Origin of the sequence: Eikenella sp. NML03-A-027 (assembly GCF_001648395.1) — a bacterium.
GTDB classification, from domain to species: Bacteria; Pseudomonadota; Gammaproteobacteria; order Burkholderiales; family Neisseriaceae; genus Eikenella; species Eikenella exigua.
In genome coordinates this window covers 1-25,867 of the sequence record NZ_LXSM01000003.1, presented here as the reverse complement: position 1 = coordinate 25,867, position 25,867 = coordinate 1, and the positions used below count along the sequence as shown (strand labels likewise).

26 protein-coding genes, 1 tRNA gene and 1 pseudogene are annotated in these 25,867 nt (G+C 55.4%); 4 read left to right on the top strand and 24 right to left on the bottom strand.

Annotated features, from left to right (window positions below; translation table 11 throughout):
• Window positions 1-17 precede the first annotated feature (17 nt).
• From A7P96_RS00805 to pseG, 9 genes are all read right to left on the bottom strand, one after another.
• A complete protein-coding gene (locus A7P96_RS00805; RefSeq protein WP_067524004.1) occupies window positions 18-821 on the bottom strand; it encodes an outer membrane beta-barrel protein in 804 nt (267 codons plus the stop codon).
• 269 nt (window positions 822-1,090) lie between these two features.
• Window positions 1,091-2,110 carry a UDP-glucose 4-epimerase GalE gene (gene galE / locus A7P96_RS00800; RefSeq protein ID WP_067524002.1) on the bottom strand — a complete coding sequence of 340 codons (1,020 nt, stop codon included), beginning with the start codon at window positions 2,108-2,110 and terminating at the stop codon, window positions 1,091-1,093.
• A gap of 97 nt (window positions 2,111-2,207) precedes the next feature.
• Window positions 2,208-3,443, bottom strand: coding sequence for a sugar transferase (locus A7P96_RS00795; RefSeq protein WP_082887878.1), 1,236 nt, complete (start codon window positions 3,441-3,443; stop codon window positions 2,208-2,210).
• Window positions 3,444-3,694: 251 nt separating this feature from the next.
• The gene (locus A7P96_RS00790) at window positions 3,695-4,558 is read right to left on the bottom strand and encodes a glycosyltransferase (RefSeq protein WP_067523999.1); all 864 of its coding nucleotides are present in this window, start codon (window positions 4,556-4,558) and stop codon (window positions 3,695-3,697) included.
• On the bottom strand, window positions 4,555-5,379 hold the full coding sequence (locus tag A7P96_RS00785; RefSeq protein WP_067523997.1) for a beta-1,6-N-acetylglucosaminyltransferase: 825 nt from the start codon (window positions 5,377-5,379) through the stop codon (window positions 4,555-4,557). Before A7P96_RS00785 ends, A7P96_RS00790 begins: the two co-directional genes overlap by 4 nt.
• 24 nt (window positions 5,380-5,403) lie before the next feature.
• Window positions 5,404-6,489 (bottom strand): glycosyltransferase family 52, encoded by a 1,086-nt coding sequence (locus A7P96_RS10910; RefSeq protein WP_067523995.1) that lies wholly within the window; start codon window positions 6,487-6,489, stop codon window positions 5,404-5,406.
• Window positions 6,482-7,681 carry an oligosaccharide flippase family protein gene (locus tag A7P96_RS00775; protein ID WP_067523993.1) on the bottom strand — a complete coding sequence of 400 codons (1,200 nt, stop codon included), beginning with the start codon at window positions 7,679-7,681 and terminating at the stop codon, window positions 6,482-6,484. Before A7P96_RS00775 ends, A7P96_RS10910 begins: the two co-directional genes overlap by 8 nt.
• 573 nt (window positions 7,682-8,254) lie before the next feature.
• Window positions 8,255-9,307: a pseudaminic acid synthase gene (gene pseI, locus A7P96_RS00765; protein WP_067523988.1), complete on the bottom strand. Its 1,053-nt coding sequence runs from the start codon at window positions 9,305-9,307 to the stop codon at window positions 8,255-8,257.
• A gap of 51 nt (window positions 9,308-9,358) precedes the next feature.
• Window positions 9,359-10,987, bottom strand: a complete 1,629-nt coding sequence (pseG, locus tag A7P96_RS00760) for a UDP-2,4-diacetamido-2,4,6-trideoxy-beta-L-altropyranose hydrolase (RefSeq protein WP_067523987.1) — start codon at window positions 10,985-10,987, stop codon at window positions 9,359-9,361.
• Between the two features lie 90 nt (window positions 10,988-11,077).
• Between pseG and A7P96_RS00755 the strand changes: the two genes are divergently transcribed.
• Complete coding sequence (locus tag A7P96_RS00755) at window positions 11,078-11,350, top strand: GNAT family N-acetyltransferase (RefSeq protein WP_067523985.1); 273 nt, start codon at window positions 11,078-11,080, stop codon at window positions 11,348-11,350.
• Window positions 11,351-11,448: 98 nt separating this feature from the next.
• Here the strand turns inward: A7P96_RS00755 and A7P96_RS00750 are convergent, their stop codons facing one another.
• The 8 genes from A7P96_RS00750 to pseB form a co-directional block, all read right to left on the bottom strand.
• Window positions 11,449-12,216 carry a pseudaminic acid cytidylyltransferase gene (locus A7P96_RS00750; RefSeq protein ID WP_067524341.1) on the bottom strand — a complete coding sequence of 256 codons (768 nt, stop codon included), beginning with the start codon at window positions 12,214-12,216 and terminating at the stop codon, window positions 11,449-11,451.
• 230 nt (window positions 12,217-12,446) lie between these two features.
• Window positions 12,447-13,172 carry a nitroreductase family protein gene (locus A7P96_RS00745; protein ID WP_067523983.1) on the bottom strand — a complete coding sequence of 242 codons (726 nt, stop codon included), beginning with the start codon at window positions 13,170-13,172 and terminating at the stop codon, window positions 12,447-12,449.
• Between the two features lie 104 nt (window positions 13,173-13,276).
• Window positions 13,277-13,576 carry a hypothetical protein gene (locus A7P96_RS00740; RefSeq protein WP_067523981.1) on the bottom strand — a complete coding sequence of 100 codons (300 nt, stop codon included), beginning with the start codon at window positions 13,574-13,576 and terminating at the stop codon, window positions 13,277-13,279.
• A complete protein-coding gene (locus A7P96_RS10530; protein WP_156496217.1) occupies window positions 13,573-13,746 on the bottom strand; it encodes a hypothetical protein in 174 nt (57 codons plus the stop codon). The genes A7P96_RS00740 and A7P96_RS10530 overlap by 4 nt, the downstream gene beginning before the upstream one ends.
• Window positions 13,747-13,911: 165 nt before the next feature.
• Window positions 13,912-14,307 carry a hypothetical protein gene (locus A7P96_RS00735; protein ID WP_067523978.1) on the bottom strand — a complete coding sequence of 132 codons (396 nt, stop codon included), beginning with the start codon at window positions 14,305-14,307 and terminating at the stop codon, window positions 13,912-13,914.
• Between the two features lie 95 nt (window positions 14,308-14,402).
• A complete protein-coding gene (pseC, locus tag A7P96_RS00730) occupies window positions 14,403-15,560 on the bottom strand; it encodes a UDP-4-amino-4,6-dideoxy-N-acetyl-beta-L-altrosamine transaminase (protein ID WP_067523976.1) in 1,158 nt (385 codons plus the stop codon).
• Window positions 15,561-15,678: 118 nt separating this feature from the next.
• Window positions 15,679-16,314: an Sbal_3080 family lipoprotein gene (locus A7P96_RS00725; protein WP_067523974.1), complete on the bottom strand. Its 636-nt coding sequence runs from the start codon at window positions 16,312-16,314 to the stop codon at window positions 15,679-15,681.
• A gap of 30 nt (window positions 16,315-16,344) precedes the next feature.
• Window positions 16,345-17,343, bottom strand: coding sequence for a UDP-N-acetylglucosamine 4,6-dehydratase (inverting) (gene pseB / locus A7P96_RS00720; RefSeq protein ID WP_067523972.1), 999 nt, complete (start codon window positions 17,341-17,343; stop codon window positions 16,345-16,347).
• Between the two features lie 270 nt (window positions 17,344-17,613).
• Here pseB and A7P96_RS00715 point away from each other — a divergent pair.
• The 3 genes and pseudogenes from A7P96_RS00715 to rpsI all read left to right on the top strand — a co-directional run bounded on the left by A7P96_RS00715 (window position 17,614) and on the right by rpsI (window position 19,308).
• A pseudogene (locus A7P96_RS00715) lies at window positions 17,614-18,144 on the top strand (alpha/beta hydrolase).
• 330 nt (window positions 18,145-18,474) lie between these two features.
• Window positions 18,475-18,903 (top strand): 50S ribosomal protein L13, encoded by a 429-nt coding sequence (rplM, locus tag A7P96_RS00710; protein WP_067523970.1) that lies wholly within the window; start codon window positions 18,475-18,477, stop codon window positions 18,901-18,903.
• 12 nt (window positions 18,904-18,915) lie between these two features.
• Window positions 18,916-19,308, top strand: coding sequence for a 30S ribosomal protein S9 (gene rpsI, locus A7P96_RS00705; protein ID WP_067523965.1), 393 nt, complete (start codon window positions 18,916-18,918; stop codon window positions 19,306-19,308).
• A gap of 650 nt (window positions 19,309-19,958) precedes the next feature.
• Here the strand turns inward: rpsI and A7P96_RS10525 are convergent.
• The 7 genes from A7P96_RS10525 to A7P96_RS00675 all read right to left on the bottom strand — a co-directional run bounded on the left by A7P96_RS10525 (window position 19,959) and on the right by A7P96_RS00675 (window position 25,670).
• Window positions 19,959-20,129, bottom strand: coding sequence for a hypothetical protein (locus A7P96_RS10525; protein WP_156496216.1), 171 nt, complete (start codon window positions 20,127-20,129; stop codon window positions 19,959-19,961).
• 66 nt (window positions 20,130-20,195) lie between these two features.
• On the bottom strand, window positions 20,196-21,281 hold the full coding sequence (locus A7P96_RS00700) for an integrase arm-type DNA-binding domain-containing protein (RefSeq protein ID WP_082887877.1): 1,086 nt from the start codon (window positions 21,279-21,281) through the stop codon (window positions 20,196-20,198).
• A 199-nt stretch (window positions 21,282-21,480) separates the two neighbouring features.
• Window positions 21,481-21,556: transfer RNA gene (locus A7P96_RS00695), tRNA-Phe, on the bottom strand.
• Between the two features lie 115 nt (window positions 21,557-21,671).
• Entirely contained in the window at window positions 21,672-21,863 is a 192-nt protein-coding gene (locus A7P96_RS00690) for a zf-HC2 domain-containing protein (RefSeq protein WP_067447873.1), read from the bottom strand.
• A gap of 11 nt (window positions 21,864-21,874) precedes the next feature.
• Window positions 21,875-22,480: a sigma-70 family RNA polymerase sigma factor gene (locus A7P96_RS00685; protein ID WP_067523964.1), complete on the bottom strand. Its 606-nt coding sequence runs from the start codon at window positions 22,478-22,480 to the stop codon at window positions 21,875-21,877.
• Between the two features lie 419 nt (window positions 22,481-22,899).
• Window positions 22,900-23,361 carry an HIT family protein gene (locus A7P96_RS00680; RefSeq protein ID WP_067524339.1) on the bottom strand — a complete coding sequence of 154 codons (462 nt, stop codon included), beginning with the start codon at window positions 23,359-23,361 and terminating at the stop codon, window positions 22,900-22,902.
• A 107-nt stretch (window positions 23,362-23,468) separates the two neighbouring features.
• The gene (locus A7P96_RS00675; protein WP_067523963.1) at window positions 23,469-25,670 is read right to left on the bottom strand and encodes a UvrD-helicase domain-containing protein; all 2,202 of its coding nucleotides are present in this window, start codon (window positions 25,668-25,670) and stop codon (window positions 23,469-23,471) included.
• Between the last annotated feature and the right edge of the window lie 197 nt (window positions 25,671-25,867).

Genomic DNA, 25,867 nt, shown 5'->3' with positions numbered 1-25,867 from the left:
GCAGACAAATACAACTATTAGAAACGCACACCGCCCCGGATGCCGAAGCTGTGGCGGTTGGTTTTCTGCACCTCGATATTTTCACCTTCGTGGGTAAAGTTGGTGGCTTTATCCCGCGTGTAACGGTAATAGGGGCCGAAGGTGAGGCTAGTGCTTTCGCCCAGCTGTTTGTTCACATCTACACCCAATCCGAGGCTGTAGTTGTTTTGTTTGTATTTACCGTCACTGGCATACTCAATCTGTGTATATTGTTCTTCCACACGGCGGTGTAGGCTGACTTGGGCTTCGGTCCACGGGGTAATGCTCCAGCTGCTGCCCAGTTGCTGCTCGTATTCCACCTGGGCTTTCAGATACAGGTTGTTGGCACTGATATCGACAGCATCGTCGTCGGGATCGATTCGGTGGCTGTGCACATCTATTTTGCCGTGGCTATAGCCCAAACCACCCCCCACGCGCAGACCGCCGTTTTTGAAGCCGGAGGGAGAGAACAAATAACCGGCATACACATCTACGTTATTAGTTTTGGCGCCGTTGATGATTTTTTCGCCATTGGCTTTCGCATCGGAATTGAGGTATTGATAGCCCAATTCGGCACGAATAGCGTGTTGCTGAGCTAGCGGAATATCGGCGCGGCCTTGCAGGGCAACGCCGTTGCCGGAATATTTAAGTTGATCGATTTTGGCATTTTCGTGTGCGTAACCGGTGGTTACGGTGTAGCGGCCGTCTTTGATGGGATGCAGCGGCACACCCTCATCTGTGGGGGCGGCCTGAACAGCGGCAGACAAGGCCAACACGGCCAAGGCAATTAGGGTTTTCTGCATAATTTTCTCCGGTGTGGATGGAAAGAATGCCGTGGCGGCGGTTTACCGCATCCAACGGCGGAATACTGCTGACAAAATCAGTTTAATGCTTTGAGGAAACAATATTCCGGCGAGCATGATAATCCTGACCCAATTGAGTTTCAACTCTGAATAAACAAACAGTTCTCTTTCCGCTACCCATTAGGTTTGCCACCATGCAGCATAACAAGATAGGGCTTTGAGATTTAGAAAAATTAGCACATTATTCTTTTCAGGTAGCCTTTCCGCCATTAATCTCCATACCCGTTCGGATTGCCACTTTGCCAGCGCCAAGAGTCGCGCATCATGTCGTTCAGGCTGCGCTCGGCATGCCAGCCCAGCTCGGCAGCGGCGCGGGCGGGGTCGGCATAGCATTCGGCGATGTCGCCCGCGCGGCGGGGTTTGACGGCATAAGGGATTTTTTTGCCCGAGGCGGCTTCAAAGGCGCGGACGATTTCCAGCACAGACGAGCCTTTGCCGGTGCCGAGGTTGTAGATGTGCACGCCTGCTTCGCGGCTTTTTTTATCGAGGGCGGCCACGTGGCCGAGTGCCAGATCCATTACATGAATATAGTCACGCACGCCGGTGCCGTCGGGTGTGGGGTAATCGGCGCCAAATACGGAGAGTTCGGCCAGTTTGCCGGCAGCCACTTGGCAAACGTAGGGCAGCAGATTGTTCGGAATGCCGTTGGGCTGCTCGCCGATGTGGCCGCTGGGATGCGCGCCGATAGGGTTGAAATAGCGCAGTAAAATCACGCTCCATTCGGGGTCGGCGGTGTGGAGGTCGGCCATCATGCGCTCCATCATCTGTTTCGACGCGCCATAGGGATTGGTGGCTTCGCCGAGGGGGGCGGTTTCGGTAATCGGCACGGTGTCCGGATCGCCATACACGGTGGCGGAGGAACTGAACACGATGCTTTTCACGCCCGCGCGCTGCATTTCTTCCAGCAGGATGAGGCTACCTGAAACGTTGTTGCTGTAATACTCCAGCGGTTTTCTCACGCTCTCGCCCACGGCTTTGAGAGCAGCGAAGTGGATGACGGATTGGATGGGGTGTTCGGCAAAAATGCGGCGCAATAATTCGCGGTCGCGGATGTCGCCCTGATAAAAGGCGGGGGTGTGGCCGGTGATTTCAGCAATGCGGCCGATAACTCGGGGTGAGGCGTTACAGAGGTTGTCGATAATCACGGGGGTGTGCCCGGCTTGGATGAGTTCGACCACGGTGTGCGAGCCGATAAAACCGGCGCCGCCGGTAACGAGGATGGTGGACATAGGGTTTCCTTTTTGTTCAGAGGGTATTTTGGCTTCACAAAAGCCCGCCGCATTGGTTTTCAGGTAGCCTTTGATCTGGCAAGAGGCTACCTGAAACTTATCTCGCGCCGAAGCCGGTGATGATTGTTTTCAGGGTTTTAAACAGAATCAGCACATCCAGCGCGAAGGAGAAGTGCTTGATGTAGTAGAAATCGTGCTCGATTTTTACTTGGGTTTCGTCTGTGTTGCCCGCGTAGCCCTGCATCACCTGCGCCCAGCCGGAAAGGCCGGGGCGCACGATGTGGCGGTAGCCGTAAAACGGGATGCTTTGTTCAAACTGCTGCACAAAGGCTTTCTGCTCGGGGCGCGGGCCGATGAGTGCCATGTCGCCTTTGATGATGTTCCAAAACTGCGGCAGTTCGTCCAGCCGGGTTTTGCGGATGAAGCGGCCGGTGCGGGTAACGCGCGCGTCGCCTTCCTGCGCCAGTTGCGCGCCGTGTTTTTCCGAATCGCACACCATGCTGCGGAATTTATAAATTTTAAACTCGCGCCCGCCGCGACCCACGCGGTTTTGCACAAACAGCACCGGCCCCGGGCTTTCCAGCCGGATGGCCAGCGCGGTGGCCAGCATCAGCGGCAGGGTGAGCGGCAGGCTGGCCACCACCATCAAGGCTTCCAGCGCCTGCTTAATCGCCATATAGGCCGGGCTGGGCAGCAGCGAGCCCAAATCGTTTTCATACATATGCCGGATTTTCACGCGACCGGTGAGAGACTCCTCCACCTGGCGGATGTTGTAAACCGCGATGCCGCGCAAGGTGCAATCGGCCAGGAAACGCTGCCAATCCGCCCCCAAATCGGGCGCGTGCAGATTGGTCACCACTGTGTTCACGCGGCCGGTTTCAGGTAACCTAGGCTCGGCAAGCTCGTGCCAGCGGATGTTGGATAGTTGCGGCAAATCGCGCATGCCTTCCACATCAATATAGTACAGATGGCGGATGTGCCGCTTTTCCAGCCAGGTTTCGGCAAACAGATACAACACCGTGAGCGCAAACCCGGCGGCCAGGTAATACACCGAATACGGCAGGCGCAGCATGGCGGCAAACACCAGCGGCAGCCCCAGCCCGATGGCCGACACCGGAATCACCGACAGCTTGGAACGCTCGCCGGGGAAACGCGTCAGGTTGCGGCTCAAAGCGTAGGAGAGCAGCAGGCCGGCCAAGAGTAGGCTGTAGCTGGAAAGATTGGTGGCCGTGGGATGAGTCCACTCGCGCGGCGGCCAAAACCACCACGCCGGCGCAATCAGAATCACCAAGGCCGCGGCGACAAAGCGCAGAATCATTTTTATCGTTTTCATTATTTCCGTTATTTCTCGTTTGGCAGTTGGGTCGATACAGGCTACCTGAAATTTTAAACACCCTATAAAACCAAGCACAGGCCATTATGAGCATATGGTTCGGGCTATGTATCTTTGCTGGCACAACCGAACGGAGCGCGGTTTTTCGGGGAACAATGGCGAATGGAGTAAAAATGGTAGAGGCTACCTGAAATTCAGCAAGCTGCCCAAGCTCAAATTATGCTTAATCAAAGCCCGGCTTCACAGCAAATCTACTTCCGCAACAACACCCGATACACCCACTGCCGCGCCCTGTTCGGCAGCAGCCGCACCGGCAATCGCAGCAGCACGTTTTTTGCCCACTGCGCCACGCTCAAAAAGCCCGCGCGGTAGAAGCGCCATTGCATGGCCAGCTCGTTTTTCGCATACGCCCAGCCGCCGCGCCGCCGATACATTTCGTCTCCCGCGCGCGCATACACCAGCACTTCGGGCAGGTTGGCAAAACGGCAGCCGTTCAGCAGCATGCGCACCCACAAATCGTAATCCTCATACAGCGGCGCGTGCTGATAATTGCCCGCTGCCAGCACTGCCGATTTGCGGTAGCACACCGTCATGTGGTTGATGGGATTGCGGCTTTTGGCAAAGCGTGCAATTTCCTCGTGTTCGTAGGGCACGCGGCGGCTGTGCGCAGCATCGGCCGGCGCATGTTCAAACTCGTCAATCTGGCTGCCGCACATGTCAAGCTCTGAGTGCGCCGCCACAAAAGCCAGCTGCCGCGCGAAACGCTCGGGGTGGCAGATATCATCGGTGTCCATGCGGCACACCCATTCGTGCGCACAGGCCTGCAAACCGGCATTCAGCGCCCGCCCCAGCCCCACGTTTTGCGGCAGCCGCACAATCTTCAGCGGCAGGCTACCTGAAAAGCTTGCCACCACGGCTTCCAGGCTTTCAGGTAGCCCGCCGTCATACACCAGCACGATTTCGTTTGGCGGCAGGGTTTGCGCGGCTAAACTAGCCAAACATTGGCGCAAATATTCCGGCCGCTCGCGCGCATACAGCGACATCAACGCAGAAAACGGCGGCGTGCTTTCCACCGAAAGGCTACCTGAAAGTTGGTTTTGCGCTGGCGCCGTCATGCCGCTGCTCCTTCTATCTCGTCTAAAAAGCGCAGCGCGGTATCGTCGTCCACTTTGCGTGCCAGCCAGTTTGGGCTGGGGCGCAAGGCTTGCAATTCGGCCAAAGCCAGCGTATCGGGGTGGTTGCTGCCCGGAGCGAAACGGATGTGGCGGCGGTTGCTAGGCCACAGCGTGATGCCCGCCGTTTCAGGTAGCCTTTTTGCCAGATATTGGAAGAAATGCTCATCCGGGCAAAGCTTCTTGCGGAAGAAGGCGCAGGCCTGTTCATCTGCCGCGTTCAGCAGGGTTGCCAGGGCCGTACGGTCGGCAGAAAACCATTGGCTGCCGGCATAGGCCGTTTGCGCGGCGGGCAGGATTTTATCGGCTGCCTGAAATGCTTTGGTGAGCAGCTTGCCGGGCAGGCGGCGCTGCCAGGCAGTGTCGGCGTGCGGCGTGTTGAAACGCACTCGGTAGCGCAGGCGCGGCTCGGCACGGCATTCCAGCAGCAGACTGCCGCGCGGCAGTGCGGCAAATTCGTGCTCGATTTGCGCAGGGTTGTTCAGCAACACGCAGTTGCCGCTCACGAGGTGCGCAAAGCGGATGTCTGCATCGGCCAGCGCGGCACGCATCAGGTGCAGCGTGGCTTCCACCATGCTGAAGCCCGCCCAGCGGATATTTACGCGCTGCGGAATCAGGCGCGCATTCGGCGGCAGGGGCGGCAACGCGCCGATATCCGCCTTGGCATCGTAGTGCAGCAGCAGGCGGATTTCGGGGTGGCGCTCGGCCAGCCGCAGCCAATACAGCGGCGGGCGGTGGCACAAAATTAAAAAGGCGCTGCTCATAACGCTAAACAGTTATCGTGAAACTCACTCAATATCGATAATCGGAATGCCCAACTGCGCCATCACTTCATAAATCCGCGCCACGCCGAGCGTGTGAAAGGCGGCTTCTGCGGGGCGCACGGCATACACGGCGGTGCGCGGGAAGGCGTGCACATTCAGTGCGGCGGTGCTGACGAGGTGATACACCTCGAAGCGGGTATCCGGCTCGCGGCGCAGGCTTTCCAGCAGATAGTCTTCAAAAATCAGCGGGCTGGCAATGTATTCGGCGCCCGATACGCGGTAGGTTTCGCGCGGGTGCGGGAAATATTCGCCAATCTCAAAACGGCGCAGTAGGCTTTCGGCCAGCGCGGCGTTATCTGCCGCGTTGGGCAGCAACGGCTGGCCGAGCAGGATGCGGCGGGTGCGGACGGGCGTAGGGTTTGCGGCAGCCACGTCGGCCGTATTTTTTTCAGGTAGCCTTTCGTTTAAGCCACACTCATTCACTGCCCCATTTTCGCTTCTCAGCACCTCTCTGCCTTCGCTTTGGCGAAGCCCACCCTGCCCTCTTTCAGGTAGCCCTTGTTCTGCTGCCGCCCACAAATCCAGCGGCACGGTGGGCGCGGCAATATTGGGCTGGCCGGGATAGAGCGTGTGGTGCCGCCGCGAGAGGCGGCGCAGGTCTTCGGTTTGCAGGCGGATGCCGCGCAGCCGGTTCATCAGCTGCCGCTGGCGGTTGCTGCTGTTGCGGTAGAGCACGCTGCCGGGAATCAGGTTGCCCGTGCCGTCATCGAAGGTTTCCAGCGCGGCAAAGCGGATGCGGTTCAGCACATATTGCACATTTGGATTATCGATGCTGGCGGCAAAGGCGGTGGCGTATTCTTTATCCAGCCCGCACAGCAGGCGGGGCAAGCCCAGCTCGCGCCGCCATTTGCTTTGCGGAATCAGGGCATATTCGGCATGGCGGCAGCCCGCGGAGGCTACTTGAAAATAATGCCTAAACTTAGCATTGTCCGCATCTTCGTAGCACAGCATCAGCAAATCGAAAGGCTGCTCGCGCTGCGCCATCAGCCGCTGCGCTATCAAGGCCTGCAGGGGCGTGAGGCAGATGATTAAATTCGCCAAATCAGCCATACGGTTTCACCTGCCGGAACAATATCGGGAAAATCAGCGCGTTGCCGGCAATCATCGCCAGCGGTACCCATTGGATGCCCACCCGCGCGGTGAGCAACAACACCAGCAAATAGCCGCCCGCCGAGAGCAGCGAAGTGAGCGCGATGCGCTGGTTTTGCGCATGGTAAAACAAATAATTCACTTGCAAATAATACGGCACGGTCAAACCGAAACCAAGCAAAAACAGGCAAATATAGTAATGCACTCCCGCATACTGCGCCCCAAGCAGCCACAAAAACAGCTGCTCCGGCATCAGCCAGGCCACCACTGCCGGCAGCGGCGCGGCCAAGAGCGAGAGCAGCGCCCAGCGGCGCACCGTGGCCGCCGTGATTTTGCCACTGCGCAAGGCCTGGTAGTAATACGGCACAGTGGCTTTGTTCAGTGCCATCAGCAACACGCCCAACACGCTGGCGGTTTGATAACCCGCCGAATACACGCCCAGCGTGGCGGTGGAATAGCCCTGATAAATCACCACGCGGTCGAACTGCCCTTTCACATAATTGCCCGCATGGTGGATCACCAAAGGCAGGCCGAGCGCGAAAATATAGCGCAAAGCCTGCCGCACCCGCCGCCGGTTGAAGCCTAGCCGCTGCCCGGCACTGCGCCGATAAAGCAAATAAGCCACCAGCAACACCAGCACATTCCCGGCAAACAAAGCCAAGAATCGCCGCTCCACCGGATAATCCGCGCTCATTTCCAGCAGCCACACCGTGAGCACGGTGGTGAACAGGCTGCTGCCGAACTGAATGGCCGTATAGGCCAAGGCCTGCTTGCGGCATTGGCGCAGGCTCAGTTGCGTGGCCAGCACGGTTTGCACCGCCGCCGCACACACCACCGCCGCCAACGCCAGCGAATGCAGCTGCCATGCTGCCAACAAGCCGATAAGCGCGGCAAAAACAGTATACAGCGCACCGGCATACACCACACTGTGCAGATTGCGCTGGCCATACACATAGTAATACCGCGTAACCGCGCCATCCTGGCTCATGCCGAAGCCTATAAGCAGCAGCGAAAATGCCGCCTGATAGTACGACAGCTCACCAAAACCCGCCGTACCCAGCTTGCGCGTGAGATAGGGCAACAGCAGGAAAGGCATGGCCTTGGCCAGCATTTCGCCGACTAGGTAGATGAGGCTGTCTTTTAGAATCTTCATGTTTCACTACGAAGCCGATATTAAACTTCCTACATATCCAAACATAAAATATTTGGCACAAACGGTGGGGTTATACCCTGCTCTGCTGGCACAGCCGAACGGAGCGAGGTTTTTCGGGGGACAAGGGCTTGCATGCCCGAAGCGGCGTAGCCGCAAGTTGCAGCTAATCCAGTTTCTCTTTGCGCCCGAAAAACCGCGCGGAGTGAGGGAAGTTTGGCGAAGCCAAACCTGTGCCCGCAGTCGCCTTTCTTTGCTTCCTTTCTTTGGCGAAGCAAAGAAAACGAGGTCTCCGAAGGGGGGCGAGTTTCTGCGGAGCAAAAACGAAACCTTCGCTAGAAGGGTTCGTTTTAACGAAGTTAAAACAAGACCTCTGCAAGAGAGCTTGTTTTTACGCAGCTAAACGAGTGCCCCGCGCCGGCATGAGGCGCAAAGGTGAACAAGGCATAAATGAAGGAAGGCTACCTGAAATTTGGCAAACTGCTTCAGACACAACAAAAAGCGAATTCCCAGCTTCGTTGGTACTCATGTTTCAAGTAGCCCCAAACACCGCCAGAAGGCTACCTGAAACTTTTTCTACTCTTCCACGCAATCCCAATCGGTGGCCGTATTGGCTGCCACATCGCGGCGCAGGCGTTTACCGATGAGCGCATCGTAATGCTTGGGCGCCAGCCCGTAGCCGGGGCGCACGCTGCGGATGCAGTCGGCGCCGATGGTGTCGCCCGCTTTCATATCCTTCACAAAATACAGCGAACGGCGAAACTGGATATTGCCCTGCTCGCTCGATTTCAAGCCGTAATCGGCCTGTCCCAGCGCCTGCCAGGCGGTATGGCTGCTGCGGCACAATTCGGCTAAATCCTGCGGTTCTAAAGAAAAACTGTCATCCGGGCCGCCGCCGTTTCTGTCTAGCGTGAAGTGTTTTTCGATCACGCACGCACCGAGCGCCACGGCGGCGATGGCGGTGGTGTTATCCAGCGTGTGGTCGGACAAACCCACCGGCACGCCGAAACGCTGCGCCATATCGGGCAGCGTGCGCAGGTTGTAATCCGCCGCCGGTGCGGGGTAGCCGCTCACGCAGTGCAGCAGCACCAATTCCTTGCAGCCGCCGTCGCGCGCGGCGGCCACGGCTTCGGCGATTTCTTCGGCATCGGCCATGCCGGTGGACACGATCATCGGCTTGCCGGTTTGCGCCACATAGCGGATCAGCGGCAAATCCACCGCTTCAAACGAGGCGATTTTGTAAGCCGGGGCATCGAGGCTTTCCAACAAATCCACCGCCGTAAAATCAAACGGCGAGCTGAAAATGGTGATGCCCTGCTCGCGGGCAAAATCAAACAGCGGCTTGTGCCATTCCCAAGGCAGATGCGCTTTTTGATACAGCTCGTGCAGCGTTTGCCCGTCCCACAGGCCGCCTTTGATTTGAAACTCGGGCGCGTTGCTGCGCAGCGTGATGGTGTCGGCGGTGTAGGTTTGGATTTTGACGGCATCGGCACCGGCGGCCTTGGCCTGTTCTATGATGTTAAAGGCGGTTTGCAGGCTGCCGTTATGATTGGCCGACATTTCGGCAATGATATAGGGTGGGTGGGCAGCACCGATGGGGCGGCCGTTGATTTGGAATGCGGGTTTCATGGGTGGTTTCGGTTTCAGGTAGCCTTCATGGGGAGGCTGCCGTTTTAGCGTTTAATACAAAAAATCTTCGGCACGAAGCACAAATGATAAGGCCTGCTGCGCATTCTGCCCGGCTGCCTTATCCGCCGGGCGGAAACCGAGCCGGCGGTGCAGAGCCAGGCTGGCGGTATTGTGCGGCAACACTTGGCCGTGCACTTCGCGCATATTCAGGCGGCAGAAAGCGTATTGTAACGCCAGCTGCCCCAATGTGCCGCCGTGGCCTTGGCCGCGCGGGCAATCGGGCGCAAGGTAGAAGCCCCATTCGCAGCGGCCACCGCCCAGGTGTTTGAAGCTGGCATAGCCCTGCGCCGTGCCGCCGGTTTCATACAACAGCATGGTGAACTCGGGATTGGCCAGCTGGCGGGCAAACCATGCCTGATGCCCATCCCAAGCGATTTCCCCGCTATCGAACATAAAGCGGCGAATCTCAAGATGATTGCGCCACTCAAACAGGCGGCGACAGTCGGCGGGCGTGGCAGGGCGCAGCACGGCAGGCGCGAAATCGGCCAAATTATTGGCTGCCCGCAGCACGCCGCGCCCATCACACAGCGCGGCGGCACGGCGACTTTGTTCTGCCCGCAGGGCAGGCGTTTCGGCCAACAGACTGGCCAAACTGGCAGGCAAATCCGCCATATCAGCCACGCTCGCCACGCCAGCCTGCTGCAAGGTTTCAGCTATGCCTCGTTGGTTTTCCGCCAACACCAGCATCATGGTGGGCAATCCCAGGCAGCAGCGTTCCCACGAAGTGCTGCCCGCCGCGCCGATGGCCAAATCGGCTTCGGCCATCAGCTCGGCCATATTGTTGGCGCCCACCAGCACGCGGCAAGGATACGGCGCGCTATCGGCAAAAGCCTGCACGGCAACGGTGTGCGGCGCGGTTTTGCCCATCACTACGGTGACGCGGCAGGCGGCAGGCAGGCTACCTGAAAGCGCCTGCAGCACCGCCAAAGTATGGTTGTCCTTATCCACACCGCCCAAGTTCACCAAAATATGTTTCAGGTAGCCTTTGTCGGCTTGGGCAGCGCGGCGTTGCAGGCTTACCTCGCGCCAGGCTGCAAATTCTTCGCGCAGCAGGGCGTAGCGCGTGCCGATGAGCAGACGGCAGGCGGGCGGCACCAGGCCGGCGTAATCGGCAGGGGTGTAGCCGAGGTTTTGATCCAGCAGCAAATCGGCGGCGTGGGGGCGGTCGGCCAAATCGTCGATCGCCATCAGGCGGCTGCCCGCAGCGGCTTTGGCGGTCAACTCCCACTCGGCGGATAAGGCGTAGTGGTCGCAGATGATCCAATCCGGCGCAAAAGCGCGGATAGGCGGCACGCAGTCGGCAGCATCCTGCGCCTGCGATACCGGCAGCCAATGGGCATGAGCCAGCTGAACACATGTTGCGGCCTTTGCTTCGTTTTTGCTGCGCAGAAGTTCACCGCACTCGCTTTCAGGTAGCCTTCCGGCCTGCGGCGGCACGGGCAGCAACACCAAGCCGAAACCGGCGCGCTCGATGGTTTCGCCCAAATGGCCGGGCAGCGCACGACAGATAAAACGCACCTCGTGGCCGCGCCGCGCAAGCTCGTGCGCCAGCGTGAGGCAGCGCATGATGTGGCCGCTGCCGATTTGGAGGGACGCGTCTGCACGGATTAAAATCTTCATCGTTTGTCCTTTAATCAAAGGCTACCTGAAAGCGAACGCAGCTTTCTGCGTAGCAAAAACACAGGCTACCTGAAAACAGGAAAACCATATATGCGCACCATCACCCACAACCCAGCCGCGCAACGCTTCGAATACACCGAACACGGCGCAACCTATTATGTGTCCTACCGAGTCGAAGGCGGCATCTGGCAGCTGTTGCACACCGAAGCACCGGCCAGCCCTTACGGGCGCGGCATCGCTGCCGACATCGTCCGCACCGCGCTGGAAGAAGCGCGGCGGCAGGGCGTGAAAATCCACAGCGACTGCCCGTTCGTAATCGGCTATCTCGCCTTTCATCCGGAATTTGCCGATTTGGAAGCCTAAAGGCTACCTGAAAACGGACGCAGCGGGCTTCTGCGTAGCCAAAGCGATTGTCGCGAGCTTCTACCCGGCAAAAGGCGCAGCGGGATTTGCTAATCCGGCTAACCGCCCATCTCCTGCAACACCCGCCACATCATTTCCGCCCGCGCCCAATCTTCCGGCGTATCAATATCCTGCACACGATAGCGCGGCAGTTTCACGGCAGCGGCACGGCTGTTGAAAATCGGTTTTTCCGCCAGCCAAGCCTCGGCATTGCCCCAATAAAACTGCCCCGCATCGTGCCAAGCATGCTCCAAATCTTGCGAGCGCACGGCAAAATTTTCCGGCTGAAACATCGACACGCCGCCCTGCCCGTCCAGCCGCAGGGCACGCTGGATAGGAAAGGGGAAATCGGTTACCGAAAAAGCATAATCGCCGCCGCTTCGGCGCAGCGTATCCAGCCCGCGTTGCAGGTCGGCAGGGCGCACGAATGGGGCGGTGGCATACAGGCAGCAGACTTCGGGCAAGGTTGGTTTGAGGCTAGCTGAACAATCCGGCTGCCCGCTTTTGCCGTGCAACAACCCGCCGCGCTCACTTTCAGGTAGCCTCTCCGCCAGCAGCGTGGCAACGGCATGACGCATCACGGCGCCGGTGGTGGCGAAATCATCCGCCAGCTCGGGCGGGCGCACAAACGGGGTTTCCGCGCCGTATTGCCGCGCCACGGCGGCGATTTCTTCATCATCGGTCGACACCGCCACACGCGCAAAGCAGCCGCTCTCCAGCGCCGCTTCGACGGAATAGACAAGCATCGGCTTGCCGTTGAATGGCTTGATGTTTTTGCGCGGAATGCGTTTGCTGCCGCCGCGGGCGGGAATGATGCATAGGGTCATGGAATCGCGGTTTCTGCCGGCCTTTGGGAAGGCGTGGCGCATACGGTTTATTAAGGCGGGGATTATAGCTGATTTGGGCAGGCCGCCGCAGCGGTTTGCGATGTGCGTAGGCAGGGATTGCGGTGGCTGCAACAGGGGTTTCGGCGGGGCTTGGCAAATATAAAATCCGCCCGTCTATCAAAAAGGCTACCTGAAACTTTTCAGGTAGCCTCAAATTTGTGTGCGGCGCTTCAAATATGCCGATACACCTCGTCAAACGGCAGGCGGTAGCGTTCGCCCCAAATGCCGTGGCCTTCTTTACGGATGCCGCAGGAAACAACCATATTGATTTCTGCGCCGCGCGGCAGGTTCAGGATGCGTTTCACGCGGTGGCTGTCCAGCCCTTCCATCGGGCAGGTGTCGTAGCCCGCTTCGGCCATGGCGAGCATAAAGGTTTGCGCCGCCAAGCCGCAGCTTTTGTGTACGACGATACGCATATCGGCTTCAGACACGTCACGCATCATCGGGCGGAACAGGCCGATGCTCCATGCCAGCATTGTGCGGAATGCGCCGAGCAGGCCGAAGCAGCGGGCGTAAACAAAGGGCATGAGCTTGTTGCGGTAGCCTTCTTCCGCCTGAATGCGTTTGGCCTGTTTTTCGGGCGGGCTGTTGCGTTGGATGTTGCCTCGCTCAAAATCGAGCACGGTTTGGGCGCGGCTGCGGTGCAGGTCTTGGCGGGTAACGAACACCACCATCTGCGGCGCGGTGGCGGCGGCTTTTTGGCCGAGGCAGGCTGCAGCGAGCTGCTTTAACACGGCGGCATCGGTGATGTGGTAGAACTCGTAAAGCTGCATATTGGAGCTGCTGGGGGCGAGCTGGGCGAGGCGCAGGCATTGGCGAACGATGTCGGCATCAATGGGCACATCGCCGTAGTGGCGCACGGAGCGGCGGTGTTCGAGAGCTTGTTGCAGGGTCATGATTACTCCTTCAGGTAGCCTGAAAACATTATTTTAAACAATGCATAAAATGATTGCATTAATCCTTAATAAGCGCAGGCGGTGGCAATGTACTATTTGGGATCTCACTCTGCCACCGGGCCGCTTTGAAACACCAGCCGCAAATCTTCTCGGCAGCTGCCAACGAGCGTCCACATGGCGGTATTCGGCATAGGCATGGCAGTTTGAAAGGCACGGAAGGCTGCCATGTCGGCAGGAGAGGCTACCTGAAAGCCCAACAGCTTCCACGCCAATAAGGCAATCCAAATCCCGTGACCGAACAACAAACTGCCATCTGGCAACTGATGCCATTGCTGCAAAAACGCCTCCAGCCGTGCATCGAAATCGGCAAAGCTGTCTGCGCCCTGCCCTACTCGCTCGTTCACATCGCCGCGCTGCCAATAGGCCGGCGCTCGCTAGGGCTGAGCTTGGCGATCAAATCGAATGGCAGATAGGAAAATTCGTTTAAACAGGGCAACTCAGCGGGCTCGATGCCATAGTGCCGGCAATAGGGTGCGGTGGTTTCGCGGGTGCGGCACATTTGGGATACGAACACCGGGCGGCTTGAAGTTATGCTGTGTAGAAGTGCACTACGTTCGTTTTCAGGTAGCCTTTATACTTTAATAAAGGCTACCTGAACATGAACAGTCTTGTCTGCGTCAAGACCTCTTCATCAGCAAGCAGGAGGAAGCTTGCTCACACACATATCTTACGGCTGTTGCTATCTGCCAAACGGTGCAGCAAACCGATCCAGCAAACGCTGCTTTCCCCGATTCACGGCTTCCTCATCCAAATGACCACATTTTTCAGGCGAAAAATCGGGATTGGACCGGCGGAATGCATCTTGATACGTCTGGTAAAACATTTGTGGAAAAGCTTTGTCGTCAGGCGCTACGCGATTCATATGAATCACCATGTTTTGCTGAATGGGGTTGCCCTCGGCAAAAAATGGGTCGTTTCCCTGCGACAGGCCGCACAGCACCAATGCCTGATGTGCCTGCCCGAGCATGGCTGCAACCATAAGCGCATAACCACGTTCTTGCTCAGGCGACGGAGGCTCGGCCCGGGCAGCAAATACCGTGCAGGCCAGTAATATCCATAATGCTTTATTTGTCATGATTGTTCTCTCAGGCAGCAGAAATTTTAGCTTTGTAGAAACTCATCTTCCTGCGGAAACCTCATTTTCAGGCTGCCTCCCCTCGCTGCCAAAGGCTACCTGAAAGCCCGTTCCAACACTTCCGCCACTTTATCCTGTTCGGCTTCAGTCAGATCAAAATACAGCGGAATGCTGATTGTGCCGGCGTAGTAGGCTTCGGCGGCTGGGAAGTCGCCGGTTTTGAAGCCGAAGTGTTGGCGGTAGTAGGGCTGGGTGTAGACGGGAATGTAGTGCACGTTGGCGCCGATGCCGTTTTGCCGCAGGAAGTCAAACACTTGGCGGCGGGTTTTGCCGCTGTCGGCGCGAACTTGCACGGGGTAGAGATGCAAGGCGGAGCGGCTTTCTGGATGTCGGTACGGCAAGACGAGCGGCAGATAGGCAAGCAGGCGGTCGTATCGCGCAGCAAGTTCATGGCGGCGGGCGACGAATTCGTCGATGCGGGTCATCTGGCTCACGCCGAGGGCGGCTTGCAGCTCGGTCATGCGGTAGTTGTAGCCGAGGTCGATTTGCTGGTAATACCAAGCGCCATCCGGCTCTTGGGTCATTTCTTCAGGATTGCGGGTGATGCCGTGGCTGCGCAGCAGGGCGAGTTTAGCGGCAAGCTCTGGGCTGTTGGTGAGGGCTGCGCCGCCTTCGGCGGTGGTGATGATTTTGACGGGGTGAAAACTGAATACGGTGATGTCGCTATATTGGCAGTTGCCAACTTTGCCGCCCTGATAACTGCCACCAACGGCATGGGAGGCATCTTCGATGATTTTGAAGCCGTATTCTTTGGATAATGCGTGGATTTTCCGCATATCACAGGGTTCACCCGAAAAGTGAACCGGCACAACGATTTTGGGCAGGCTACCTGAAACTTTGGCCGCTTTCAGCTTGGCTTCCAGCGCAGCGGGGGACATATCCAGCGTGTGCGGATCAATATCTACAAAATCCACATCAGCACCGCAATAGCGGGCACAGTTAGCAGAGGCGGTGAAGGTGATGGGAGATGTCCACAGGCTGTCGCCTTTGCCCAGGCCGAGGGCGAGGCAGGCGAGGTGCAGGGCGGAAGTGGCGCTGTTTACAGCAACGGCGTGCTGCGCACCGCAGTAATTCTTCAGGCTGTCTTCAAAGGCAGGCACTTGCGGGCCTTGGGTGAGAAAGTCGGATTGGAGCACACGCACGACGGTGGCTATGTCGGCTTCAGAGATGGTTTGGCGGCCATAGGGGATCATGGGGGAGTCCTTTAGTTGGATAGATGGATTTGTTGTGGAAATGGCTTTTCTGATGCGTAGCTGCTGGGATTTTATTTTCAGGTAGCCTTTACGGATGCAGGCTACCTGAAATTAGGTTTTAATTACTGCCCATATTCTCGTTTATCATCGGCTGCTCCTGCTCTATTTGCTGAGGTTGCTGCTGCTGCATAGGAACAGGGGAAACTCGTGGCTGAGTAACTGTTGTAGGAGCACCTTGTTTTACACCACTTCGTCCTAACAATTGATCAATGACAGGTTCCATTTTGGTTTGTGTAGAAGCAAATTTTGTCAATGCCAGACCGCCACCGCCACGCAAATGATATTCTGCTTGCGCAATTTGTCTTCCTTCTTTCCAAAGATATAATTCGGCATGAGATAGGTAAGTAGTTACGTCCCAAGAACGCAAAGCAGTATAAGTCATAGAATAAACACAACCTTGTGCTGATTTATTTTCTACAACTTGCGACTGAATATTATGATATGCCAACCGATTTTGCAGTACGCTAACAAAATCTCTAACCTGCACACGCGGGTTATTCTCAATACAGATTTCCCTAATATCCTCAGCCGCACTAACAGGTTGAACCGTAATTGATGTACATGCAAAAAGGACGGTTGCTCCTAACAATGCTGCCAAAAGTCTCTTTTGATTTGAATACATAATTTTCTCCTTTAATGTCTCCATCATAAAATTCAGGCTACCTGAAAATTGTTCAACTAGTTTTAACTTCATTGAAGCTTCTCTTTCAGGTAGCCTTCTCTCTCAAATCGCGCCGATTTTCTCTTTGTTCGCCTCAATCCACGCCTGCAATTCCTCGCGCGTCATCCATTCCGTGTTGTTGTCGCTGGCATACACGAAGCCTTCGGGCACTTTCACGCCATTTTTGATGCGCTCGGGCGTTTCGTCCCAGCCGTTGATGGCGGGCAGGATTTTGAAGTGTTCGGGGTATTCGTAGGTGTGGAACGAGTCTTCCGCGCCAATCATCTGCTCGTGCAGTTTCTCGCCTGGGCGGATGCCGACGGTTTCCTGCGTGCATTCGGGGGCAACGGCGGCGGCCAAATCGCAAATGTTCATGGACGGGATTTTTTTCACATAAATTTCGCCGCCCACCATGTCGTCAAACGCGTGCCACACCAGCTCCACGCCCTGTTCCAGCGAAATCATGAAGCGGGTCATGCGCGGGTCGGTAATCGGTAGTGTGCCGCGTGCGCGCTGGGTGAGGAAAAACGGAATCACCGAGCCGCGCGAGCCCATTACGTTGCCGTAGCGCACCACGGCGAAGCGGCAGCCGTGTTCGCCGGAATAGGCGTTGCCGGCCACGAAGAGTTTGTCGCTGGCGAGCTTGGTGGCGCCGTATAAATTGACGGGGCTGCTGGCTTTGTCGGTGGACAGGGCGACGACGCGTTTCACGCCTTTGTCGATGCAAGCGTCAATCAGGTTCATTGCGCCGTTGATGTTGGTTTTCACGCACTCGAACGGGTTGTATTCGGCGGTGGGGACGATTTTGGTGGCGGCGGCATGGACGACGTAGTCCACGCCATCAAGCGCGCGGTACAGGCGGTCTTTGTCGCGCACGTCGCCGATGAAGAAGCGCACGCGTTTGTCGCCCTGAAATTTTTTCGCCATTTCCCACTGCTTCATTTCGTCGCGGGAGAAGATGATGATTTTTTTGGGATTGTATTTGGCCAGGGTCATGGGCACGAAGGTGTTGCTGAACGAGCCGGTGCCGCCGGTTACGAGGATGGTGGAATTAGAAAGCATGGATAACCTGTTGTTTTAGCTTAATAGGATAGCTGATTCCACCGCAAAATCATCTTAATGGAAACAGCATAATATGAAGTGGCGGATTATAGCACCGGCATTCGGTGGCTTCTATCGTACCGCATGCTACCTGAAAAGTGGCAGCACAACCTCTCCCAACTACACTGATAGCCGTGCCAAAGTAGAAATAATAGATTCCCCCCACGTCACTCCTCTTTGGAGTAGCCATGCATTACAATAATGCCTTTCCCCTACTCCACCCTACCGCCTATGTCTGCCGCCCAAGACCTTACCCTGCTCCTCGTGCGTGACGCTGCCGAGCCGGAATGTGGATAGATATTTGGGCACGCAGTTATCCGCTGGTGCAACAGGTATCCTGCGCTGCCGATGAAGGCATTGCCCAATGGCAAAGTAAAATCAACACAGCGTGGAGGATTATTCCCGGCCCGGCCATGATTGTGGCACACGGCGCAGGCGTACCAGCCGTGATGGCCTGGCAGTTCCAAAACAGCATGCGCGGCCAGCAACGCATCCGTAGCATGATCTTGGCCTCCCCCCCTGCAATCTGCCTACATGGATGATGAATGGCATACCCTGCAACGCGCCCGTACCAACTGCAAAGCCGCTTTAGTAATCGGGCAAGATGAAAATCCGCTGTGCCCAACCAACTGGGCAAGCGATACCGCCACCATCTGGCAAGCCAGGCTGTTACGCGCACCGCAGTCCGGCCACCTCAACCAGCGCTTGGGCGGCTGGCAATGGGGCATGCGGCTGATGCAGGAAATGTTGTGGGATGACTAATATCTTTGGCGCTACGAGCAATACGGTTTTCAGATAGCCTCTACACTCCTTGTCACGTTTTCCATGCACCAAATCAGATCAACACAGGATAAATCTGATCTATTGAAATAAATTGACTTTATCCGAACTCACACCCAGCCAAACAATATCAAATAGCGGCCAAAACTGGCAGCCTATCCATATATACAGCCTTCCTCCCTATCTTGCCTTACTGCAACAATGTATAGAGATTACGCCATAAATTCCGTTTCCGCTCAGGATAAACATTGACAGTAAACCACTTAATCTTTAAAATTAAAGTTTTCTTATATTAATTTGGATTTTCCTGCTATGAAAACCTTCTCAGCCAAACCGCACGAGGTGAAGCGCGAATGGTATGTCATTGATGCCCAAGATAAAGTTCTGGGTCGCGTGGCTACCGAAGTCGCCCGTCGCTTGCGTGGCAAACACAAGCCCGAATACACCCCGCACGTAGATACTGGCGACTACATCATTGTAGTTAATGCCGACAAACTGCGTGTTACCGGTGATAAAAACGAAGGCAAAATTTACTACCGTCACTCTGGTTTCCCCGGTGGTATCTACCAGCGCACTTTCCGGGAAATGCAAGACAAATTCCCAGGTCGCGCTCTGGAGCAAGCCGTTAAAGGCATGTTGCCCAAAGGCCCCTTGGGCTACGCCATGATCCGCAAGCTGAAAGTGTACGCTGGCAGCGAACACCGGCATGCCTCCCAACAACCCAAAGTATTGGAAATTTAAGGACACCATTTTATGAACAGCAAATACTACTACGGCACCGGCCGTCGCAAAAGTTCTGTAGCCCGTGTGTTCCTGCAAAAAGGTTCTGGTCAGATTGTGGTAAACGGTCGCCCCGTTGACGAATTTTTCGCCCGTGAAACCAGCCGCATGGTGGTTCGCCAGCCTTTGGTTCTGACCGAAAATACTGAAGCATTCGATATTATGGTAAACGTGTGCGGCGGCGGTGAAACCGGCCAATCCGGCGCCATCCGTCACGGCATCACCCGCGCCCTGATCGACTACGATGCAGGCTTGAAATCTGCCCTCTCCCAAGCCGGCTTCGTTACCCGTGATGCCCGCGAAGTGGAGCGTAAGAAATTCGGTCTGCGCAAAGCACGGCGCGCCAAACAGTTCTCCAAACGTTAATTCGTTTTATATTGCAGAAGAGCCGGTTTCCCCGGCTCTTTATTTATATGCAAGTATCTAATGCTACCTGAAAATTCTCGGTAGCCTTAGATACTTGAAAAACGTTGTTTGTGACACATGCCTACTTTCTTTGTTTGCTGCCGGCTCACTTATCGCTTACCTATTTGTATGCCTATACTCACCACCGTGTTATAACTAAACTTGGTACGATCAACTTAGTTGTCGGTTCATTATAAGGGGCATTTTTCGAAAGTATTTCTAGAATATCCCAAATATACCCCCAAAAATTCTGTCGTTTCAATGACACCCGGATAATCCGCGATAGATACTGAACAAACTCCAAACATGACTGAAAGCCTTGCTGGTCTTGGATTTGGGAGATTGCCGTAGAGGCGTTAGACAAAAAAATAACAGAGGCTCTATCGAAATGAAAAGATAACTTATTGAAATATAAAGGTACAAATTTTCAAAAATCCGAAAATACCCCCAAAAATACCCCCAATTTGCAATGTCTAAGCTTTTTTTGGACTTTTAGACATTTTTAGACACAGTTTTCAGGCAGCCCGATTTTCAGCAGCTATCCCGTCCATTCTACCAAATACGCTGCCTAAGCAATAGCACGGCACAACACAACCGCCTACATAAGGCTATCAGCCAACGCCCATTCTAGCCAAACCGCTGCACAGCGCCGCATAACGGCTATATTCCTGCCAATCGGCGAATACATCGTGCCCTTGGCTGTCTTGGGCACGCACTATGCCCTCATCTACCAATTCGCAGGTAGCAGCATTGAAACCCTGCCAGTCTGCCGGCAGGCGCATGGCTTGGCCTCATTCGCTGGTATCAGGCTGGGCGGTCTGTATAGCTACGGCTATCCTTTATCGGCTTTAGTGGTTATCTAATGTAGGGGATAACTGCCGCTCGATAACGTCCGGCGGCCAGCCGTTTTCGTTCAGAATATCGGTAGCCAAGCTGCGGAAGCCGTGCGGTGTGGCTATGCCGCTGTAGCCCATCCTACCTGTCAGATAAGACAGGGTGTTTTCGCTCATGCACCTATCGGCATGGCTCACGGCGGGAAATAAATAGCGGCTGTAGCCGGTTATCGCCCGCAGTTCGGCCAGCAGTTCCAGCGACCAATTGGCCAGCGGCACGATATGCGGGGCTTTCATCTTCATTTTCTCGGCGGGAATGCGCCACTCTGCCGCCTCAAAGTCGATTTCCTCCCATTCCGCCCGCCTCAATTCCCCTGCCCGCACAAACAGCAGCATAATCAGCAGCATGGCTATCCGGGTTGGCTGCCGGATTTTTTCGGCCAGCAAACGGCGGTAAAACTCCACCAGCTCGGCTTGCGGCAAGGCGGGCTGGTGTTTTTGTTTGGGCAGTTTGATTGTGCCGGTTAGCGCGGCGGCGGGGTTATTTTCGGCTCGCTCCGTGCGTATGGCGTGATTGAATACGGCTTTGATGCGCTGCAATACGCTGGCCGCCGTATCCAACGCACCGCGTGCGGCCACCGCATCAACAGTTGCTTTCACGTCCTTAATACGGATTTCCGCTATCGGTAGGCTGCCAAGCGCTGGCAAAATATCCACTTCGAAGCTGCGCCACACTTTAGCGGCATGGCCTGCCGTCCAGCCGGCGCGCTGGTGTTCGTACCATTCCGCGGCCAAATTGCGGAAGGTGTTTTGCAGGGCGGCAATGCGCTCTTGTTTGGCCTGCTTCTTGGCTTCGCCCGGGTCTTGCCCGGCAGCCAGCAGGCGGCGCGCGCTTTCGGCGGCTTCCCGCGCTTCGAGCAGGGAGATAAGGGGGTATTTCCCGATTGATAACAGTTTTTCTTTGCCGCCTACGCGGTATTTCAAGCGCCACAGTTTGCCGCCTGCCGGGGTAACTTGCAGATACAGCCCGCCACCGTCAGCCAGCTTGTAGGCTTTGGCGGCAGGCTTGGCATTCTTGATTTGGCGGTCGGTTAGCGGCATTTTGGGGGTATTTTTTCGGCGGTATTTCTAAGATACCTCCAAATATACCCCTAAAATTCTGTTGCTTCAATGCAATTCGGATAGACGGCGGTAGATACCAAACAAGCCCTAAACATGGCTGAAGGCCTTGCTGGGCTTTGGTCTTGTAGATTTGGATAGACGACGTTAGACAAAAAAATAACCGCTAAAAAGCGGTTAGTGGTGGCCAGAGGCAGGATCGAACTGCCGACACACGGATTTTCAATCCGTTGCTCTACCAACTGAGCTATCTGGCCGCTTTCGCAGCTTATTATTACACCAGTTATTCCAATCTGAGTCAAGCTTTTCCGGGAAAATATTTTTGTTAATTAGCGAATATATTATTTTCTCAAATATTTTTCAGGTAGCCTTTCATCTCTTGTCTCTACCCTGATCCTGCCGCAAATGTTCCATTGCCAACTCAATAGTGTACAGCTGTTTACGGTAGTGTTTGCAAGGTGAACAAACGAGGAGATGCAATCGCAGTTGCCAGTGTTCCAAGAGGCTCAGTGGACGGTCGTGTTGTAGCGAAATCAGTTCTGCGGCTTGTTGGCATTTCAGCATATGCATCCTCCTTATCCGTTTAACCAATTACTTTGCAGACAGCGACGTAGGCCATTACGGGCGCGGTAAAGAATGGTGTAGCAGTTATCAGCGCTAATACCGGTTTGCTGACAAATTTCAGCCACTTCCAACCCCATCAACTCCCGTAGCATAAATACTCGCGCGGTATTGTCCGGTAATTGTTCGAGGCAGTATTCCATAGTATGCATAAATTCCTGCTGCCGGATGATGTCTTCCGGAGAAGCCCATGCTTGTGGGTTGGCGCTGTCCATCCAATGGCCGTTCTCGTCAAACTGCTGCCGGCGGACGGCATCGAGAAACTGCTCGTCTTCGCTGCTCACTTGCCATTGCAGTCGGTTTTGTTGGCTACGCAGGCTGTCTAATAAGGTGTTACGCAAAATAGCAAACACCCATGTTTGCCATTGTGCGGCAGCTTGAAACTGCTGCCGGCGGGCAAAAGCTTTCAGCAGGGTGTCTTGCACCACGTCTTCCGCCCATTGGGCATCGTGTAGTTGCAGGGTGGCAAAACGTAGAAGTTTGCGCCGCAGTTCGGCAACATCGGCCTGCTGCCAAACCTGTTCCAGGTGGTGATTGGGGTCTGCTTGGTTAGGTTTCATTTTGCTTTGGAAGGCTACCTGAAACTTTCAAGTAGCCCATACTTTGTGATTAGACGATTTAGCTACTGCCATTCTGACATGCTAAGACCTTTGAAAAACTACCTCCCACGGGCACTTAGGGCATTATGCGCTACTCAATCGCTTACCTACCTAATGATATGCCTGTGCTGCGACAGCCAAACAAATTCTTTCTCCCCGCAAAGCAGCGAGCTGCAGAAAGCACAGTAGTACAACAAGGTGAGCTAACGCCGTAAGGGGAGGAGAAGAAGGTGTTTGGTGAAACGCCTTGAACTGCGCCCATATTCGGCAACTCTTAAAAGGTCTTATGCCGCTAACTTCAGCAACTCAATTGGATTCTTCCAAAAGGTTACCTGAAACTTTTCAGGTTTGCCGTGAATGCTGCTGTGCATGTAGTCGATTTAATTGCCGCCGCTTCGATATGCTGCCGAATAGGAGCACGACTTTGCCACGGCCTCACGCAGTTGGGCGGCCAGCACGGCCAGTTCTGCATGATCGGCCATTTTATCTTCGTGTTGCGCCAGCTCGTACAAATGCCCGGGAATCAGGTGCATATGGTAGTGGAACACGCTCTGGCCTGCTTCTTGGCCGTTAAGCTGCATTTGCACGATGCCGTGCCGCTGCAGAACTTTGCGCTGGGCAGCAATGATTTTTTGGGCAGCAGCAAACACGGCTTGGGCGTATTCCGTCGGCAGGTCGGTCAGCTCCACAGCCTGTGTTTTCGGCACAATCAACACATGGCCACGCGCCTGTGGCATCACGTCGAGAAAGGCGAGGACTTTTTCGTCTTCGTACACCGTATGGTTGGGAATTTCACCGCGCAGGATTTTGGCGAAAATATTATTGCTGTCGTATGCGGACATGGCGTTCTCCTTGATAGTCAATAAGAATTTTTCAGCTACGTTGCGGCTGATGTTTTTCAGGTAGCCTGCTAAGCAAATTGCTTCAAGCCCTAAGGCTACCTGAAAACTCACACGGCTTCCAGTTTGGCAAACTTGGTGTCCAGCACTTTGATGCCCTGCTTGCCGAAGTTTACGGTGAGGCGGGCGCTGCCGGCTTTGTGCTCACCTTCGATGATTACGCCGGTGCCGAATTTGGCGTGCCGCACATTTTGGCCGATGCTGAAGCCGTCGTAATCCTGCTTCGCCACCGGCGCAGCCCATTCTGCCCTGCTCTGTTGAGGCCGGCCTTCGGGCACGGGAAAGCGTGGTTTTAGCACGGGAGTAAGGAAATGCAGTAAATCGGGCGGAATTTCTTCCACAAAGCGCGATACGGTGCCGAAATGGGTTTGGCCGTGCAACATCCGCTGTTGCGCCATGCTGATGTAGAGCCGCTGCCGTGCGCGCGTGATGGCCACATACATCAGCCGCCGCTCTTCTTCCAGCCCGCCGTGTTCGGTCAGGCTCAATTCGCTGGGGAACCGACCTTCTTCCATGCCGGTAAGGAATACGGCGTCGAACTCCAGCCCTTTGGCGGCGTGTACGGTCATCAGCTGCACGGCAGATTCATCGGCGGCAGCCTGGTTTTCGCCGGACTCAAGCGCAGCATTGCTCAAAAAGGCAAGCACGGGGAATGCCGGGCTCTCTGCGGCATCGGCGGGCAGGGTTTCAAACGTGCTGTCTTCAGGGCGGAATTCTTCGGCCGCACGGATGAGTTCGTCCAAGTTGTTTAAGCGGTCTTGATAGTCGGCTTTTTGGTTTTGGTAATACTCATACAGACCGCTGCTGCACACGGCCTCGGCCACAATTTCAGGTAGCCCCGCTTGGCCAATGCAGCCACGCAGGCTTTCAATCAGGCGCACAAAGGCTGCCACTTTGCCGTTTTTCACGGCCACGCGGCAGGCTGCCTGCCACAGCGGCATGCCTTCCTGCGCAGCAGCGGCTTGAATGTTTTCCACCGTACGGCTGCCAATGCCGCGTGCGGGCACGTTGATGACGCGCAACAAAGCGTTATCGTCGTCAGGATTAACCGCCAGCCGCAAATAAGCAAGTGCATGTTTGATCTCCTGCCGCTCATAAAAGCGCAGGCCGCCGTAGATTTTATAGGGCAGTCCTGCACGAAACAGAGCTTGTTCGAGAATTCGCGACTGGGCATTGCTGCGGTAGAGCACGGCAGTTTGTGCCAAATCCATGCCGTCGCGGTGCAGGGCTTTGATTTCTTCTACCACGAATTCGGCTTCTTCACCGTCGGTAAAGGCAGAAAGGAAGCGGATTTTTTCGCCATGCTCGGCTTCAGTGCGCAGGTTCTTGCCCAAGCGGCCGTCGTTATGGGCAATCACGGCATTGGCCGCAGCAAGGATGTTGCCCACCGAACGGTAGTTCTGCTCCAGCTTGATGGGAGAGGCTACCTGAAATTCGCGCATGAAGTCGGCCATATTGCCCACGCGCGCACCACGGAAACGGTAGATACTTTGATCGTCATCTCCTACAGCAAACACGGCAGCATGTTGCCCAGCCAAAAGTTTGAGCCAATCGTATTGCAATTTGTTGGTGTCTTGGAATTCGTCCACCAAGATGTGGTTGAAGCGGTTTTGGTAGTGAGTACGTAGGATCTCGTTACTTTGCAACACTTCATAGCTACGCAACATGAGTTCAGCAAAATCTGCTACCCCTTCCTGCCGACACAGACGATCGTATTCGGCATAGCATTCAATCAGGTGCTGCTCAAACGGATTGTTGGCATGTAGCACAGCAGCACGCAAACCTGCTTCTTTTTGCGCGTTGACAAAGCCTTGTAAGACACGCGGGGCGATGATTTCTTCGGAAATGTTGAGAGCTTTGAGCAGGCGTTTGACTAGAGCGAGCTGGTCACTGCTATCTAAAATCTGGAAGGCAGCAGGCAAACCAGCTTCTTTGTGATGCAAACGCAGAAATCGGTGGCACAGGCTATGGAACGTACCCAGCCACATAGCGCGAATATTAAGCGGCAACATGGCTTCGAGCCGGGCACGCATTTCTTTCGCAGCCTTATTAGTGAAAGTAACCGCCATCACCGAATGTAGGCTAGCTTGGGCGCTATGCAAGAGCCAGGCGATGCGGGTAGTAAGCACTTTCGTTTTACCACTGCCGGCACCAGCCAGCACCAAAGCAGATTGCGCCGGCCAGGTTACCGCGGAAAGTTGCTCATTGTTTAAGCCGGAAAGTAGGGAGTTTTTCGGAATAGGCGTGAACACGATATGGAGTATTGGGCTAACTAGAAAAGATGGATTATATAGTTAAAATTCTTAATTAATCTGAGTATTCTTTCCATTCCTTTCATCATACTCCCACAAAGCACGACACCCGCCATCAGGCAGGTGTCGTAAATAGGTGTTTGGCAGTGTCCTACTTTCGCACGGGTAATCCGTACTATCATCGGCGCTGGTTCGTT

Excerpts from the sequence above, each read along its gene's own strand:
- A7P96_RS00805 (WP_067524004.1), bottom strand. The coding sequence starts at position 821 with ATGCAGAAAACCCTAATTGCCTTGGCCGTGTTGGCCTTGTCTGCCGCT.
- galE (WP_067524002.1), bottom strand. The coding sequence starts at position 2,110 with ATGTCCACCATCCTCGTTACCGGCGGCGCCGGTTTTATCGGCTCGCAC.
- A7P96_RS00795 (WP_082887878.1), bottom strand. The coding sequence starts at position 3,443 with ATGAAAACGATAAAAATGATTCTGCGCTTTGTCGCCGCGGCCTTGGTG.
- A7P96_RS00790 (WP_067523999.1), bottom strand. The coding sequence starts at position 4,558 with ATGACGGCGCCAGCGCAAAACCAACTTTCAGGTAGCCTTTCGGTGGAA.
- A7P96_RS00785 (WP_067523997.1), bottom strand. The coding sequence starts at position 5,379 with ATGAGCAGCGCCTTTTTAATTTTGTGCCACCGCCCGCCGCTGTATTGG.
- A7P96_RS10910 (WP_067523995.1), bottom strand. The coding sequence starts at position 6,489 with ATGGCTGATTTGGCGAATTTAATCATCTGCCTCACGCCCCTGCAGGCC.
- A7P96_RS00775 (WP_067523993.1), bottom strand. The coding sequence starts at position 7,681 with ATGAAGATTCTAAAAGACAGCCTCATCTACCTAGTCGGCGAAATGCTG.
- pseI (WP_067523988.1), bottom strand. The coding sequence starts at position 9,307 with ATGAAACCCGCATTCCAAATCAACGGCCGCCCCATCGGTGCTGCCCAC.
- pseG (WP_067523987.1), bottom strand. The coding sequence starts at position 10,987 with ATGAAGATTTTAATCCGTGCAGACGCGTCCCTCCAAATCGGCAGCGGC.
- A7P96_RS00755 (WP_067523985.1), top strand. The coding sequence starts at position 11,078 with ATGCGCACCATCACCCACAACCCAGCCGCGCAACGCTTCGAATACACC.
- A7P96_RS00750 (WP_067524341.1), bottom strand. The coding sequence starts at position 12,216 with ATGACCCTATGCATCATTCCCGCCCGCGGCGGCAGCAAACGCATTCCG.
- A7P96_RS00745 (WP_067523983.1), bottom strand. The coding sequence starts at position 13,172 with ATGACCCTGCAACAAGCTCTCGAACACCGCCGCTCCGTGCGCCACTAC.
- A7P96_RS00735 (WP_067523978.1), bottom strand. The coding sequence starts at position 14,307 with ATGACAAATAAAGCATTATGGATATTACTGGCCTGCACGGTATTTGCT.
- pseC (WP_067523976.1), bottom strand. The coding sequence starts at position 15,560 with ATGATCCCCTATGGCCGCCAAACCATCTCTGAAGCCGACATAGCCACC.
- A7P96_RS00725 (WP_067523974.1), bottom strand. The coding sequence starts at position 16,314 with ATGAAGTTAAAACTAGTTGAACAATTTTCAGGTAGCCTGAATTTTATG.
- pseB (WP_067523972.1), bottom strand. The coding sequence starts at position 17,343 with ATGCTTTCTAATTCCACCATCCTCGTAACCGGCGGCACCGGCTCGTTC.
- rplM (WP_067523970.1), top strand. The coding sequence starts at position 18,475 with ATGAAAACCTTCTCAGCCAAACCGCACGAGGTGAAGCGCGAATGGTAT.
- rpsI (WP_067523965.1), top strand. The coding sequence starts at position 18,916 with ATGAACAGCAAATACTACTACGGCACCGGCCGTCGCAAAAGTTCTGTA.
- A7P96_RS10525 (WP_156496216.1), bottom strand. The coding sequence starts at position 20,129 with ATGCGCCTGCCGGCAGACTGGCAGGGTTTCAATGCTGCTACCTGCGAA.
- A7P96_RS00700 (WP_082887877.1), bottom strand. The coding sequence starts at position 21,281 with ATGCCGCTAACCGACCGCCAAATCAAGAATGCCAAGCCTGCCGCCAAA.
- A7P96_RS00690 (WP_067447873.1), bottom strand. The coding sequence starts at position 21,863 with ATGCTGAAATGCCAACAAGCCGCAGAACTGATTTCGCTACAACACGAC.
- A7P96_RS00685 (WP_067523964.1), bottom strand. The coding sequence starts at position 22,480 with ATGAAACCTAACCAAGCAGACCCCAATCACCACCTGGAACAGGTTTGG.
- A7P96_RS00680 (WP_067524339.1), bottom strand. The coding sequence starts at position 23,361 with ATGTCCGCATACGACAGCAATAATATTTTCGCCAAAATCCTGCGCGGT.